At 51.8% G+C, this 15,290-nt stretch carries 15 protein-coding genes and 1 other annotated feature; of the genes, 7 read left to right on the top strand and 8 right to left on the bottom strand.

Going from position 1 to position 15,290, the window contains the following annotated elements; translation table 11 throughout:
- Positions 1-6 precede the first annotated feature (6 nt).
- Positions 7-1,377 (top strand): PepSY-associated TM helix domain-containing protein, encoded by a 1,371-nt coding sequence (locus WB237_RS15540; RefSeq protein ID WP_336214398.1) that lies wholly within the window; start codon positions 7-9, stop codon positions 1,375-1,377.
- 2 nt (positions 1,378-1,379) lie between these two features.
- Here the strand turns inward: WB237_RS15540 and WB237_RS15535 are convergent, their stop codons facing one another.
- The 4 genes from WB237_RS15535 to WB237_RS15520 form a co-directional block, all read right to left on the bottom strand.
- Positions 1,380-1,865 carry an OmpA family protein gene (locus WB237_RS15535; protein WP_336214396.1) on the bottom strand — a complete coding sequence of 162 codons (486 nt, stop codon included), beginning with the start codon at positions 1,863-1,865 and terminating at the stop codon, positions 1,380-1,382.
- Positions 1,866-1,877: 12 nt separating this feature from the next.
- Positions 1,878-3,098 carry a diguanylate cyclase DgcN gene (gene dgcN / locus WB237_RS15530; protein WP_114978722.1) on the bottom strand — a complete coding sequence of 407 codons (1,221 nt, stop codon included), beginning with the start codon at positions 3,096-3,098 and terminating at the stop codon, positions 1,878-1,880.
- Entirely contained in the window at positions 3,091-3,630 is a 540-nt protein-coding gene (locus WB237_RS15525) for a YfiR family protein (protein WP_336214393.1), read from the bottom strand. Before WB237_RS15525 ends, dgcN begins: the two co-directional genes overlap by 8 nt.
- 153 nt (positions 3,631-3,783) lie before the next feature.
- Positions 3,784-4,158 (bottom strand): DUF2799 domain-containing protein, encoded by a 375-nt coding sequence (locus tag WB237_RS15520; protein ID WP_028016728.1) that lies wholly within the window; start codon positions 4,156-4,158, stop codon positions 3,784-3,786.
- Positions 4,159-4,372: 214 nt separating this feature from the next.
- Between WB237_RS15520 and aroF the strand changes: the two genes are divergently transcribed.
- From aroF to WB237_RS15505, 3 genes are read left to right on the top strand one after another with little or no spacing between them, the layout of a single operon-like run.
- Positions 4,373-5,443 carry a 3-deoxy-7-phosphoheptulonate synthase AroF gene (gene aroF, locus WB237_RS15515; RefSeq protein ID WP_028016727.1) on the top strand — a complete coding sequence of 357 codons (1,071 nt, stop codon included), beginning with the start codon at positions 4,373-4,375 and terminating at the stop codon, positions 5,441-5,443.
- A 10-nt stretch (positions 5,444-5,453) separates the two neighbouring features.
- Entirely contained in the window at positions 5,454-6,575 is a 1,122-nt protein-coding gene (gene tyrA, locus WB237_RS15510; RefSeq protein WP_336214390.1) for a bifunctional chorismate mutase/prephenate dehydrogenase, read from the top strand.
- Between the two features lie 60 nt (positions 6,576-6,635).
- Positions 6,636-7,508: an SMP-30/gluconolactonase/LRE family protein gene (locus WB237_RS15505; RefSeq protein WP_336214387.1), complete on the top strand. Its 873-nt coding sequence runs from the start codon at positions 6,636-6,638 to the stop codon at positions 7,506-7,508.
- Here the strand turns inward: WB237_RS15505 and pheA are convergent.
- From pheA to bamD, 4 genes are all read right to left on the bottom strand, one after another.
- A complete protein-coding gene (gene pheA, locus WB237_RS15500; RefSeq protein ID WP_129995162.1) occupies positions 7,505-8,665 on the bottom strand; it encodes a bifunctional chorismate mutase/prephenate dehydratase in 1,161 nt (386 codons plus the stop codon). The genes WB237_RS15505 and pheA overlap by 4 nt on opposite strands.
- 30 nt (positions 8,666-8,695) lie before the next feature.
- Positions 8,696-8,821 (bottom strand) — a sequence feature (Phe leader region).
- On the bottom strand, positions 8,773-8,820 hold the full coding sequence (gene pheL, locus WB237_RS15495; RefSeq protein ID WP_100249759.1) for a pheA operon leader peptide PheL: 48 nt from the start codon (positions 8,818-8,820) through the stop codon (positions 8,773-8,775). It overlaps the preceding feature by 48 nt.
- Positions 8,822-8,924: 103 nt before the next feature.
- On the bottom strand, positions 8,925-9,266 hold the full coding sequence (gene raiA, locus WB237_RS15490) for a ribosome-associated translation inhibitor RaiA (protein ID WP_008502470.1): 342 nt from the start codon (positions 9,264-9,266) through the stop codon (positions 8,925-8,927).
- Positions 9,267-9,534: 268 nt separating this feature from the next.
- Positions 9,535-10,272: an outer membrane protein assembly factor BamD gene (bamD, locus tag WB237_RS15485; RefSeq protein ID WP_013098339.1), complete on the bottom strand. Its 738-nt coding sequence runs from the start codon at positions 10,270-10,272 to the stop codon at positions 9,535-9,537.
- A 131-nt stretch (positions 10,273-10,403) separates the two neighbouring features.
- Here bamD and rluD point away from each other — a divergent pair, with 131 nt between their 5' ends.
- The 3 genes from rluD to clpB all read left to right on the top strand — a co-directional run bounded on the left by rluD (position 10,404) and on the right by clpB (position 14,815).
- Positions 10,404-11,384, top strand: a complete 981-nt coding sequence (gene rluD, locus WB237_RS15480) for a 23S rRNA pseudouridine(1911/1915/1917) synthase RluD (protein WP_028016723.1) — start codon at positions 10,404-10,406, stop codon at positions 11,382-11,384.
- Positions 11,381-12,112, top strand: coding sequence for a purine nucleoside phosphorylase YfiH (gene yfiH / locus WB237_RS15475; protein ID WP_336214382.1), 732 nt, complete (start codon positions 11,381-11,383; stop codon positions 12,110-12,112). The genes rluD and yfiH overlap by 4 nt, the downstream gene beginning before the upstream one ends.
- A gap of 129 nt (positions 12,113-12,241) precedes the next feature.
- A complete protein-coding gene (clpB, locus tag WB237_RS15470) occupies positions 12,242-14,815 on the top strand; it encodes an ATP-dependent chaperone ClpB (RefSeq protein WP_336214378.1) in 2,574 nt (857 codons plus the stop codon).
- The last annotated feature ends 475 nt before the right edge of the window (positions 14,816-15,290 follow it).

Here is a 15,290-nt window from a genome sequence, read left to right as displayed (position 1 = left end):
AAAAGTATGACTACCTGCACTCCGCGCGCGGCATGGGGAAACCTGCTGCGTCGCCTGCATTTCTATATCGGGCTGTTTGTCGGCCCATTTATCTTCTTCGCTGCACTGACCGGTACGCTGTATGTAGCAACGCCGCAACTGGAAAATGCCCTGTATCGGCACGCGCTCTACACGGATTCAGTGGGGGAGGCGAAACCTCTGGCGGAACAAATTGCCGTGGCTGAAAAAACCATTGGCACCGATCTGCGTTTACATGCCGTTCGTCCTAGCCTGGTTGCGGGTGAAACCACCCGTGTGATGTTTGCTGACCCTGCGCTTGGCCCATCGGAGACCCGCGCTATTTTTATTGATCCAGTCAGCCTTGCGGTGCGTGGCGATATTACGGTGTATGGCACCAGCGGAATTTTACCGCTCCGCCAGACCATTGATTATCTGCATACCTCGCTGATGCTGGGTGATGTCGGTCGACTCTATAGCGAGCTGGCGGCCTCGTGGATGTGGGTTGCCGCGCTGGGAGGGATTGCCCTGTGGTTTTATACCCGACCAAAACGCCGAATTAACAATCGTTTCCAGAATCGGCGTCGCGTGCATGTGACGTTAGGCTGGACGTTGCTGGGTGGAATGCTGCTGTTCTCAGTGACAGGCCTGACCTGGTCTCAATGGGCGGGGGGAAACGTTGATAAGCTGCGTGCTGAGATGAACTGGCTAACCCCGCAGGTGAACACAACACTTTCCGGTCAGCAGGAGATCGTGGATGAACACGCCGAACACCGTGGTCATCACAGCGGAATGATGATGCATGAGATGGCGATGGATCTCACCCATTTTGATGGTGTGCTAAGCGCTGCACGTAATGCAGGAATTGAGGCCAACAAGCTGGAGATCCGCCCGGCGAAAACAGAGAATCAAGCCTGGACTGTGACGGAAATCGATCGTAGCTGGCCGACGCAGGTCGACGCCGTAGCAGTTGATCCCAATACGATGCAGATTCTGGACAGAACCCGCTTCGAGGATTTCCCATTGATGGCGAAGCTCACCCGCTGGGGGGTAGATTTCCATATGGGGATCTTATTCGGGCTGGTTAATCAGTTACTGCTTGTGGCGTTTGGCCTGGCGTTGTGTGTGCTAATCATCTGGGGATACCGGATGTGGTGGATGCGTCGTCCGGCGCAATCGGCGGCAAATCCGGTCCAGACGCTTTGTCAGAGTTGGCTGGCGCTCACGGGATGGGGCAAGGTCGTCACGGCGATAATCAGTGTACTGCTCGGCCTGGCTTTGCCAGTAATGGGCGTGAGTCTGGCTCTGTTTGTTCTGGTTGACTGGCTACGCTGGCGAGCGGCAACTGGCGTGTCGCTCGCCGAATCATCCGCTAAATAACCTTATGGTGTGCTGATAACGACTGCCACCCGACGGTTTTCAGCACGCCCTTGCGGGGTACTGTTGCTCGCAACCGGATATTTTTTACCTAATCCCTGCGTGGTGAGATTACTGCGCGGGATATTTGCCCCTTTTGCCCACGCGTCTGCTACGACGTTCGCGCGTTTTAATGAAAGCGCCTCGTTATAGCCCTCCTCGCCATAGTTATCTGTGTGACCATCCATGCGGGCATGGTTTATGCCGGTCGCTGCCAGGCGTGAGGCCATTGTCTGGATCTGGGTTTCACTTTCCGGGCGCAGTGTGGCGTCATTTTTATCAAACAGGATTTTGTCCGACAGCCCCAGAGACCAGTCGCCATTTAATTCGTTAAAGCCGTATGACTTCATTGCCGCGATTTGCTCTGGAGTGAATTTCCCTTTTGGCGGAGTCTGACAGCCAGCCAGGACGAGTGATGCCAGTAACAACGGCGCGAAGTATCGCTTTAACATATCGTATTCCTTTTAGGATATTGTTTTCGAACGCTGGTTTTTCACCAGATACATATTGCGGTCGGCATGCTCCAGTAATGCCTCTACTGAGGTATTTTCCCACGCCAGAGCATAACCAATGCTGAGTGACATTGATGCAGTGTGCCCATTATGCAGATCAAACGGACGGATAAACTGCTGCGATAGTGCAGCAGAAATGTGTTGGACCTCGAGTTCAGAATGCACGCCGTATAGCACCATGGCGAATTCGTCACCGCCGAGGCGGTATGATTGATAACGTTTATCGCCAAATTCAACCATCCTGCTAGCGACTTCAATTAGCACGCAATCGCCTGCAGCATGCCCCCAGGTGTCATTAATAAATTTGAAATTATCGCCATCGAGGAACAGCAGAGCAGAGTTTGTTTTCGCGGAGATGTCGTTCATTAATGCCGCGATGCTGTTACGAAAAGCCGCCCGATTGGCAAGACCGGTCAATGGATCGTGCATGGCGGTACGCAGCAACTGGGCGTTTTTCGCCTGCAGCTTCAGTTGCCATTCCTCCATCTCATCCAGAAGGCTGTTGAAGTCTTCACCAAACTGGTGAAATTCTTCGATACGACCATCTCTTACCCGGCGAGAGAAGTTGCGATTCGTCCGTACGTCATGAACGACGTCGGTAATGTTTTGCAGGGCCGTTACCATACCATGATGCAATGATCGTGTAATGGTGAGCGCGACGACGGTAGCAAAAAGAATGCAGCCGGTGAGAACGGCAAATGACATCCAGATGAAATGGCTAATGAGGTTGTCACGTGCGGTAAGGCGAATTTCGCCGATCATCACACCATTATGCATGATGGGCTGTGAAATCGGTTCGGGGAAAAGCCAGCGGCTGACCAGCGCACCCAGTGTGTCGTTGTTATCTTCCGGGTTCCATGACCAGTAAGCAAACCGCTTTTTATGCGCGTTGACGACTTCTGCCACGGCAAACTGCCCCTGTTTACCCAGGGTAGCAAGTGTTTCGTTGGCTGCCAGAGAATCGTTGAAAACCAGGGAGGCTTCAAGGCTATGGCTCATCGTTGCGCCGGTTAATTCGAGATTTTTTTGTGCGTATTGCTTTAATGTCACGACGGATGCAAAACAGAGCAAAAGCCATATTAACGTCATCGTTATGATGACGCTTATCATGTTGATTCGCCTCAATGTTCTTTTAAACGTTGGGCGTGGCGTTGATGTGAAATCTTTATCCATGCTGCTTATTCCGTGCAAGCATTAATACATCCGGATTGACTCTCACGCCACTTCGAGCCAACGCATCAAGATTGACAGCAAACCGTACCTGACCGCGATCGATTATCAGGCAAAAGGCACTGCCAATAGCACATTCCGGATTTTGCTCTGAGATTAATAGCAATGCTCTGCCCTGATATTGACTTATTAATTCAAGTTGTTTTGCAGGCGATTCAGACCCGAAATAAATAGCATCGCACGTTTCGGCCAGAGCTTCCTGATCGTTACGTACAATGACAGGGGTATAAGGTAACCCGCTGATTTGCCCCTCTTCGTCGCTGAGTGCACGAGTGTAGTGAGAAGAGGCATAAACGCAGAGTTTAGGCTGCCCGGATAGTGATGGCCATCGCGTATAGCTCACAATACCTGAGACAATCGAGCGTACCGATTTATCCGTTTCCGTAAGCGCGCCTGCCGTCGCTGGGCCCACCATAAGGAACAGCATTAGTGCCAGAGTGAGTCGGAAAAAAGAGATCAAGAATGAATTTCTCACCAGAATCCGCCACATCGCTCCGGAAATAGATGTCCTTGAGAGTTGCGGGCAGAATACCATTGTTTATCAAAGCCGTCATTATGTCAGAAATAACCTGAGGCCGACCTAAGCTAAATCCTACTGTTGTTTATTTTCCGATGGATAAAAACAGACTTAATTTAGTCTGCTGGAACGCATACTTTCATCCATCCCTTTTTGCCATGACTCATGCAGTTTTGCTGCGTTTTCGGCAGTATCGCAACTGGCTGGAAAAGATTTGCCTGCTAATCCCCAGGCGTGAATAAACCCCTCTTCACAGACTTTCTTCTGACCATCGGCATAGCCACGAAGATATTCACTACGATCAACGTGTGGGTCGTTAAAACTATCGGCCAGGGTCTGGTTATCTTTAACTGGCAGGCCGTTCATGGCGTCTTCTTTACCTGCATCAAACCAGGATGGACTGGTCCAGTCGGGCTGGAAGGTGTAAGGATTGATCTGGCAGCCCGATAAAAACAGCGACAACAGCGCGAGAGCAATTGAACGCATAGCCATTCTCCTTTTTTCTTCAGCATAGCCTGGCTAAAGAAAGTTGCTGTGTAATTTAAAGTTTACGTTTTTATACCATGATTTTTGCAATAAATTGGCTTGTGTAAATTAAAGTGTACGTATTTTGGATTGAAATGTTTACTTTTTATGGTATGGTGGTTTCACCTCTTTGAGGACAACAACTATCGCAAACGAGTTTTACAGGATCGCCATCATGCAAAAAGACGCGCTGAACAACGTACATATCACTGACGAACAGGTTTTAATTACGCCGGATCAACTGAAAGCGGAGTTCCCGCTGAGCGTTGCGCAGGAGGCTCAGATTGAGCATTCTCGCCAGACCATTTCTGACATCATCGCTGGCCGCGATCCGCGCCTGCTGGTGGTATGTGGTCCTTGCTCCATTCACGATCCTGAAACCGCCATTGAGTACGCTCATCGATTTAAAGCATTAGCGGAGGAGGTCAGCGATAGCCTCTATCTGGTGATGCGCGTCTATTTTGAAAAGCCACGTACTACCGTTGGCTGGAAAGGGTTGATTAACGATCCGCACATGGATGGCTCGTTTGATGTGGAAGCCGGGCTGAAGATTGCGCGTCGCCTGCTGGTGGAACTGGTCAGCATGGGGCTGCCGCTGGCGACGGAAGCGCTGGATCCGAATAGCCCGCAATACCTCGGCGATCTGTTCAGCTGGTCCGCAATTGGTGCGCGCACCACGGAATCACAAACTCACCGCGAGATGGCGTCAGGCCTGTCGATGCCGGTTGGTTTTAAAAATGGTACTGATGGCAGCCTGGCTACCGCGATTAACGCCATGCGCGCCGCCGCAATGCCGCACCGTTTTGTCGGTATTAATCAGGCAGGACAGGTTTGCCTTCTGCAAACGCAGGGTAACCCGGATGGTCATGTGATCCTGCGCGGGGGTAAAGCACCGAATTACAGCCCAGCGGATGTGGCGCAGTGCGAAAAAGAGATGGAGCAGGCGGGACTGCGTCCTGCACTGATGGTAGATTGCAGTCATGGTAATTCGAACAAAGATTACCGTCGTCAGCCTGCGGTTGCGGAATCGGTGGTCGCGCAGATCAAAGATGGCAACCGTTCTATTATCGGTCTGATGATTGAGAGCAATATTCATGAAGGCAATCAATCATCTGAACAACCGCGTAGCGCAATGAAGCATGGTGTATCCGTGACGGATGCCTGCATCAGCTGGGAGACCACCGATGCGCTGCTGCGTGAGATCCATAAAGATTTAAACGGCCAGCTGGCGACGCGTCTGGCTTAAGAGGTTAGGTATGGTTGCTGAATTGACCGCATTACGCGATCAAATAGATGAAGTGGATAAGGCGCTGCTGGACTTGCTGGCGCGCCGCATGGCGTTGGTTGCTGAAGTCGGTGAGGTTAAAAGCAAATACGGCCTGCCGATTTATGTGCCGGAGCGTGAAGCCTCAATGTTGGCCTCTCGTCGCAAAGAGGCTCAGGCGCTGGGTGTCTCTCCGGATTTGATTGAAGATGTCTTGCGTCGTGTGATGCGGGAATCTTATTCGAGTGAAAATGACAAGGGCTTCAAAACCCTTTGTCCGTCCCTGCGTCCGGTGGTCATTGTTGGCGGTGCCGGCCAGATGGGACGTCTGTTTGAAAAAATGCTGGCGCTTTCTGGCTACCAGGTGCGCATTCTGGAAAAAGAGGACTGGGCAAAGGCTCCTGAACTCATGAAAGATGCCGGAATGGTGATCGTCAGCGTACCGATCCATGTGACGGAGCAGATCATCGGGAAGCTTCCTCCTTTACCGGATGATTGCATCCTGGTGGATCTGGCATCTGTTAAAAATGGTCCGCTGCAGGCCATGCTGGCTGCGCATACCGGCCCGGTGCTGGGTCTGCACCCGATGTTTGGCCCGGACAGCGGCAGCCTGGCGAAGCAGGTAGTTGTTTACTGTGATGGTCGTCAGCCGGAAGCCTATCAATGGTTCCTGGAACAGATTCAGGTATGGGGCGCACGGTTGCACCGCATCAGCGCGGTTGAGCACGATCAGAACATGGCGTTTATTCAGGCGCTTCGCCACTTTGCGACCTTTGCTTATGGGCTGCATCTGGCGGAAGAGAATGTGCAGCTTGAACAGCTACTGGCGCTCTCTTCACCCATCTATCGTCTGGAACTGGCTATGGTCGGGCGTCTGTTTGCGCAGGATCCCCAGCTTTACGCCGACATTATTATGTCGTCTGAGAACAACCTGGCACTGATTAAGCGCTATTATCAGCGTTTCGGCGAAGCCATTACGTTGCTGGAGCACGGAGACAAGCAGGCATTTATCGACAGCTTCCGCAAAGTCGAGCATTGGTTTGGCGATTACGCGCAGCGTTTCCAGAGTGAGAGTCGTACGTTGTTGCGTCAGGCAAATGACAGTCGCCAGTAATGCGATGATGTATATACTGAAAGCCAGCATTGCTGGCTTTTTTCATTTTGGGGAACTGTCATGGCTGAACCGCAGCTGCTGTTGAATTACACCGGGCATCTGCCTGAGTGCCCAACGTGGAGTGCAGAAGAGAGTGCGCTCTACTGGGCAGATATTCTGGAAGGGGAGATCCACCGATATCATCTGCCGACGGCGGAACACACCGTGCTTTCATTCCATGAAGAGGTGGGCTGTTTCGCTCTGCGTGAGCGTGGCGGGTTTATCGTCGCCATGCGCAATGGTATCTGGCTTGCCGACAAACACGGGCTACTCCAGCGTAAAGTGTGTGATAACCCGTCTAACCCGCAACTGGCGCGCTTTAATGATGGGGGAACGGATCATCATGGGCGGTTCTATGCGGGGACGTTCTGGGGGCCGGGTGATTACAACGGTGCACTGTTGATGCGTATCGACAACGACCTGACACCGAAAGTTATCCAGTGCGACATTCACGGCCACAATGGTCTGGCATTTAGCCCTGACAAACGGTGGATGTTTACTTCTGATACGCCAAACGGCGTTATCTACCGTACCCCGCTGGATGAGCAGGGGGAACCCGGTAAAAGGGAGGTATTCCGCCGGTTCAACGACGGCGAAGGGATACCTGACGGTGCAGCGATGGATGTGGAAGGTTGTTACTGGAGTGCACTGTTTGATGGCTGGCGTATCGCGCGTTTTTCACCGCAAGGAGAGCAACTTGAAGTGTATCGAATGCCGGTACGATGCCCGACAATGGTCTGTTTTGGTGGTGATGATATGAAAACGCTGTTTATTACCACCACGCGGGAAAACATGGATGTGGAGGAGGTGGCGAAGTACCCACTTTCCGGAGCCATCTTCACCCTGCCCGTCAGTGTGGCAGGGATGAAGAAAAGCCGCTTTATCGAACGTTAGGTCGGGTCGACCGGAACGACGTTTTCACTCGGGTAACAGCCCAGCACTTTCATTGAACGGGTGATTTCGCCCAGTTCACGCAGGGCTTTTTGCATTGAGGACGATTCCAGGTTGGCCTGGATATCAAGATAAAACATCTCTTCCCACGGATTTCCATGAATCGGGCGTGATTCCAGTTTCGTCATGATCAGGTTGTGGTTACGCAGTACCAGCAGTGCTTCAACCAGCGCACCGGCCTGTTGGCCGGTGGCCATCAGCAGCGTGGTTTTCGCCGGTACCTGGTCAGAGACGTTAATAGCCTTGCGGGCCAGTACCACAAAGCGGGTGATATTTTGCGTCTGGTTTGCCAGGTTTCGTTCCAGTACCTGAAGGCCATACAGCGCGCCACCGGCCTCGCTACCCAGTGCAGCAACGGTTGGGGAATTTGCCTGCGCCACTTTTTCCATCGCCGCAGAGGTGCTTTCAGTGTACTCAATTTTCCAGTTCGGATAGCGGTTCAGGAACTGACTACATTGCTGGAACGGCTGCGGATGGCTGTACACCGTTTCGATTTTGCTCAGGTCAGTGGAGCCAGAGACCAGGACACAATGGTCAATTGGAATGGTCAGCTCACCAACCAGCGACAGACTGGTGTGTTGCAGCAGGTCGTAGACATCATTGATGGCACCGGAGCTGGTATTTTCAATCGGGACCACGGCGTAATCAGCCTGGCCGGTTTCAACCTGATTGAAAATATCGGCAAACTTCGCGCATCCACTTTCAATAAACTCTTCGAAATGGCGGGCTGCATACTGACGTGCCGCCAGGTGTGAATAAGAGCCCTTTGGCCCGAGGAAAGCGATACGCGCAGAGTGCGGATTGGTTTTGTTCAGATGCTGCTGCAACAGTGCTTGTTGGGTCAGAACAGAGTCTTCGATGATGAGCTGGAACAGGCGGGTGATGTAATGCGCATCCAGGTGATGCGCTTTGCCGAGCTGAATCAGGCGCTCCAGCAGGTCACGCTCGCGGTCGATATCACGCACCGGACGATGGGAATCCAGTTTAGCTTTACCCACTTCGACAGCGAGTAAGCGGCGTTCTGCCAGCAGCGCCAGTAATTTCTCATCCAGCGCGCTGATTTTAACGCGTAGATCCAGTAACGGGTTTTCCGGTGTCATAGTGTTGCCTGTCTCGTTTTATCGTTATCAATAAAAAAGGCCTCCCGGGGTGGGAGGCCTTGTTGTTCGTCTTCGCATTCTTTATCACACGACGAAACGCCTCCCATTCAGGGGAAGGTAAAAAAGAATGCGAAGAAAAACGGCGTTAGTTTCATGAAATCATCCTGTGCTTGATACCGTTAAAGTACCCGCACTGTTTTCACCCTGTCAATAAAAAACGCGCCCGAAGGCGCGTTGGCGGTACACTCAATTTAAAGGATTACTCTTCTTCAACTTCTTCCGCGAAGCTGGCGTCTTTCACCGATGTTGTGGCGCGACGGGCTTCACCTTTGTGTTGCACTTTATTGAGCTGCCGTTCCAGCTTGTTGATCAAATCGTTAATTGCGGTGTACATATCTTCATGTTTTGCGCTGGCGACCAGATGGCCGTTTGGAGTATTGATAGTTGCGTCAGCGATGAAACCCTGCGGCTCCTTGGACAGGATGATATGTGGGTTAATCAAATGAGTTTGCCATTTATCCAGTTTGGCGAGACGGTCTGCGACGTGTTGGCGAATTGCCGGAGTAATTTCCATTTGTTTACTGGTAATGTTCATTGTCATAAATTTTACCTCTTGTCTTTCCGTCTTGGTGATTCCAGCATACCCGACCCAATGTCAAAATGTGTGATTTAGATCACGTTATTTTGTCGGTTTTTGTCAGGGAATCTTTTTTGTGAGGCAGGGCAGGAAGAGGTGAGATTTACCTTGTGGAAGGTAAAAATTGCGGTCATAGTTGATAGGATGTGTTGAGGCTAAACCGCTTCAGCTTATATCCAGAATGAATAAAAAAACGGCAGCCTTCGGGCTGCCGTTTTACATTGAGGCAATATCAGGTGTTGCTACTGTTTGCTGCGATGATTTTCGCTACTTTGTCAGCCTGAGCGGTCATCTGCATCTGACGGTAAGCATTTTCCATCAGCTTCAGACCATCACGCGTTGCCTGAGTATCCGGATAATCACGCAACATACCTTCTACGCGGTTAACCACGGCAACCCATGCGCCACGGCGGGTATAGTATTCCGCCACGGAGTATTCATATTTCGCCAGACGATCTTTCAGGAACACCAGACGTTTGGTCGCGTCAGTCACGTACTGACTGTTCGGGTAGCCGCGCACCAATTTGGAGAAGTCATTGAAGGCATCACGTGCATGCTGTGGGTCGCGGTCGGAACGATCCACGCCGAAGAAGCCCTGCAGCGCACTGTCGTCCAGCGCCATGTTGGTGAGGCCGCGCATGTACATCACATAGTCGATGTTAGGATGAGTCGGGTTCAGACGCATGAAACGATCGATGGTTGCCTGAGCCAGCGGCAGATCGGCATTTTTGTAGTATGCGTAGATGAGATCTAACTGTACCTGCTGCGAATACGGACCAAATGGATAGCGATTATCCAACGCTTCCAGTTGCGTTATCGCCTGTTTCCAGTTACCGTCCTGCAACTTTTGTTGTGCAGTCGCATAGATTTCATTCGGCGGATTGTCAGGGACCTGTTCATTTGAACCGGAGCAGCCCACCAAAGCCAGGCTCAACGTGGCCGCTGCCACCAGATATTTCATGCGCGTCATGACGTTTTGACTTTCCTCAAATGTTTGTCCGGGAGAAACTCTGTTCCTGCTCCCGATTAAGACCAGCTACAATAGCACACTATATTAAACGGCAAAGCCGTAAAACCCAACGTTAAACGAAGAAGCAGTTTATGGCACAACGAGTAGAACTCACCGCAACAGTCTCCGAAAATCAGCTCGGTCAACGCTTAGATCAGGCTTTGGCCGAATTGTTCCCTGATTATTCGCGTTCACGCATAAAAGAATGGATCCTTGACCAGCGCGTGCTGGTAAACGGCAAGATCTGGGACAAGCCAAAAGAGAAAGTGTTAGGTGGGGAAGCTGTCGCCATCAATGCTGAAATCGAAGAGGAAATCCGCTTCGAGCCGCAGGATATCCCACTGGACATCGTCTATGAAGATGATGACATTCTGGTGATCAACAAACCACGTGACCTGGTTGTTCATCCGGGGGCGGGGAATCCTGACGGTACAGTACTTAACGCGCTTCTCCATTATTATCCGCCTATCGCAGATGTCCCGCGCGCGGGAATCGTTCACCGTCTGGATAAAGACACCACCGGTTTGATGGTGGTGGCGAAGACCGTTCCAGCTCAGACCCGTCTGGTGGAATCGCTGCAGCTGCGCGAAATCACTCGAGAGTATGAAGCGGTAGCCATTGGGCATATGACCTCTGGTGGAACAGTGGAAGAGCCAATCAGCCGTCACCCAACCAAACGTACTCATATGTCGGTGCATCCGATGGGTAAACCGGCGGTGACGCACTATCGCATCATGGAGCACTTCCGTATCCATACGCGTCTGCGTCTGCGTCTGGAAACCGGGCGTACTCACCAGATCCGCGTGCATATGGCCCACATTACCCATCCGCTGGTGGGGGATCAGGTATACGGTGGCCGTCCACGTCCGCCAAAAGGCGCATCGGATGAGTTCATCAGCGTACTGCGTAAATTCGATCGTCAGGCGCTACACGCGACCATGCTGCGTCTTTACCATCCTATCACTGGTATTCAGATGGAGTGGCATGCACCTATCCCGCAGGATATGGTGGAACTTATTGACGCCATGCGTGCCGATTTTGAAGAACATAAGGATCAAGTGGACTGGTTATGACCAAACTGATTGTCCCGGAATGGCCATTGCCTGCAGGTGTGGCCGCCTGCAGTTCAACCCGTATTGGCGGTGTGAGCCAGGGGGCGTGGGAGTCACTGAACCTCGGTGCACACTGTGGCGACAACCTGGAGCACGTTGAAGAAAACCGCAAGCGTCTGTTTGCTACGGGGAACTTGCCGTCAAAACCGGTTTGGCTGGAACAGGTTCATGGAAAAACGGTGCTGAAGCTGACGGCAGAACCCTACGCTTCAAAACGCGCTGATGCCTCTTATAGTAATATTCCGGGAACGGTTTGTGCCGTAATGACTGCTGATTGTCTGCCTGTGCTGTTCTGTAACCGTGCAGGTACTGAGGTCGCAGCAGCACATGCGGGATGGCGCGGCCTGTGTGAAGGCGTGCTGGAGGAGACCGTCTCCTGCTTTAAAGATGAGCCTGCCAATATCATGGCCTGGCTTGGTCCGGCCATTGGCCCTCGCGCTTTTGAGGTGGGACCAGAGGTTCGTGAAGCATTTATCGATAAAGATCTACAAGCAGTGGACGCCTTCCTGCCTTCGGGGGATAAATATCTGGCCGATATTTACCAGCTTGCTCGCCAGCGCCTGAATAATGTCGGTGTGACGCAGATCTTCGGTGGCGATCGCTGTACCTTCACCGAAAAGGGTGATTTTTTCTCTTATCGCCGCGACAAGACGACGGGTCGTATGGCAAGTTTTATTTGGCTGATATAACCTAAAGAATCAAGACGATCCGGCACGTGCCGTTTTCTTTTCACATAATTCAGGTCATTAACCTTGAATAATTGAGGGATGACCTCATTTAATCTCCAGTAGCAAATTTGACCTGTTATGGGAGGAGTTATGCGTCTGGATCGTCTTACTAATAAATTCCAGCTTGCTCTCGCCGATGCCCAGTCCCTCGCACTGGGGCACGACAACCAATTTATCGAACCTCTTCATTTAATGAGCGCCTTGCTGAATCAGGAAGGGGGATCGGTACGTCCTTTATTAACGTCCGCTGGCATTAATGCTGGCCAGTTACGCACAGCCATTGATCAGGCGCTGAGCCGTTTACCGCAGGTCGAAGGGACCGGCGGCGACGTTCAACCGTCGCAGGATCTGGTGCGTGTGCTGAACCTTTGCGACAAGCTGGCGCAAAAACGTGGGGACAACTTTATTTCGTCAGAGTTGTTTGTTCTGGCGGCGCTTGAATCACGCGGTACCTTGACCGACCTGCTGAAATCTGCTGGTGCGACCACCGCCAATGTGACTCAGGCGATTGAGAAAATGCGCGGAGGTGAAAGCGTGAACGATCAGGGAGCCGAAGACCAACGTCAGGCTTTGAAAAAATTTACGGTCGATCTGACCGAGCGTGCTGAACAGGGCAAACTTGACCCGGTTATCGGCCGTGACGAAGAGATCCGCCGTACTATCCAGGTATTGCAGCGTCGTACCAAGAACAACCCGGTGCTGATTGGTGAACCGGGTGTTGGTAAAACCGCCATTGTTGAAGGACTGGCGCAGCGTATCGTCAACGGTGAAGTGCCGGAAGGCCTGAAAGGCCGCCGCGTACTGGCGCTGGATATGGGCGCGTTGGTAGCCGGGGCGAAATACCGTGGTGAGTTCGAAGAGCGTCTGAAAGGCGTGCTTAACGATCTGGCGAAACAGGAAGGCAATGTCATCCTGTTTATCGACGAACTGCACACTATGGTCGGTGCGGGCAAAGCGGACGGCGCGATGGATGCCGGGAACATGCTGAAACCTGCTCTGGCGCGTGGTGAACTTCACTGCGTCGGTGCCACTACGCTTGATGAGTATCGTCAGTACATTGAAAAAGATGCTGCTCTTGAACGTCGTTTCCAGAAAGTGTTTGTTGCTGAGCCAAGCGTTGAAGATACCATCGCGATTTTGCGTGGTCTGAAAGAGCGTTATGAGCTGCACCACCATGTGCAGATCACTGACCCGGCCATTGTTGCGGCGGCGACGCTTTCGCATCGTTATATTGCCGATCGTCAGTTGCCGGATAAAGCAATCGACCTGATCGATGAAGCGGCTTCGAGCATTCGTATGCAGATTGACTCGAAACCGGAAGAGCTCGACAGGCTCGACCGCCGTATCATCCAGCTCAAGCTGGAACAGCAGGCGCTGAAGAAAGAGTCTGATGAAGCCAGTAAGAAACGCCTGGATATGCTCAATGAAGAACTGGACGATAAAGAACGCCAGTATTCTGAGCTGGAAGAAGAGTGGAAAGCCGAGAAAGCATCTCTTTCCGGCACTCAGACCATAAAGGCGGAACTCGAACAGGCAAAAATTGCCATTGAGCAGGCCCGCCGTGTGGGCGATCTGGCGCGGATGTCAGAGCTGCAGTATGGCAAAATTCCTGAGCTGGAAAAACAGCTTGAGATTGCTACGCAGTCTGAAGGCAAAACGATGCGTCTGTTGCGTAATAAAGTGACGGATGCGGAAATTGCCGAAGTGCTGGCTCGCTGGACCGGTATCCCTGTGGCACGCATGCTGGAAGGCGAGCGTGAAAAACTGCTGCGTATGGAGCAGGATTTACATAACCGGGTGATTGGTCAGAATGAGGCGGTTGAAGCGGTTTCCAACGCTATTCGTCGTAGCCGTGCAGGGCTGTCCGATCCGAATCGCCCAATTGGCTCGTTCCTGTTCCTGGGGCCAACCGGTGTCGGTAAAACCGAGCTGTGTAAAGCGCTGGCTAACTTTATGTTCGACAGCGATGATGCGATGGTGCGTATCGACATGTCCGAGTTTATGGAGAAGCACTCTGTTTCGCGTCTGGTCGGTGCACCTCCGGGATACGTGGGTTATGAAGAAGGTGGTTATCTGACAGAAGCGGTGCGCCGTCGTCCTTATTCCGTCATTCTGCTGGACGAGGTAGAGAAAGCGCATCCGGATGTCTTCAACATTCTGCTTCAGGTGCTGGATGATGGTCGTCTGACCGATGGGCAGGGGAGAACAGTCGACTTCCGTAATACGGTTGTCATCATGACCTCGAACCTGGGTTCCGATTTGATTCAGGAACGTTTCGGTGAGCTGGACTATAGCCATATGAAGGATCTGGTGCTCGGTGTCGTGAGCCATAACTTCCGTCCTGAGTTCATCAACCGTATTGATGAAGTGGTGGTATTCCATCCTCTGGGTGAGAAACACATTGCGTCGATTGCGCAGATCCAGTTGCAGCGTCTGTACAAACGTCTGGAAGAGCGGGGATATGAAATTCACATCTCTGACGAGGCGCTGAAGCTGCTGAGCGAGAATGGTTACGATCCGGTGTACGGTGCGCGTCCATTAAAACGTGCTATCCAACAGCAGATCGAAAATCCGCTGGCGCAGCAGATTCTTTCCGGAGAGTTGATTCCAGGCAAAGTTATCCGTCTGGAAGCCAACGAGGATCGCATTGTGGCAGTGCAGTAAGTCACAAAACGAAAAAACGAGCCGCTTGCGGCTCGTTTTTGTTTAAAAACCAGGCGAAAATTGAGGTCTGGAATGAGGTTTGCCTGGAAAGTGAGCAGTTGGAAAATAATTTTCACTTTATCCTTGCGGCTTCGGAATAACTCCCTATAATGCGCCTCCACTGACACGGAACAACGGCACACACGCCGCCGGGTCAGAAGAGAAAAGCAAAATAAACGCTTGACTCTGTAGCGGGAAAGCGTAATATGCACACCCCCGCGCCGCAGCGAAAACGAAGCGGCACTGCTCTTTAACAATTTATCAGACAATCTGTGTGGGCACTCAAAGTGACATGGATTCTTAATGTCTTCGGACACTAAATGAATACCAAGTCTCAACGAGTGAACACGTAATTCATTACGAAGTTTAATTCATTGAGCATCAAACTTTTAAATTGAAGAGTTTGATCATGGCTCAGATTGAACGCTGGCGGCAG

The sequence above is a fragment of the Enterobacter sp. P82 genome (assembly GCF_037053385.1).
Taxonomy (GTDB): Bacteria; Pseudomonadota; Gammaproteobacteria; order Enterobacterales; family Enterobacteriaceae; genus Enterobacter.
Note: the sequence above shows the minus strand (reverse complement) of the source record. Positions and strands in the feature narration are given on the sequence as shown.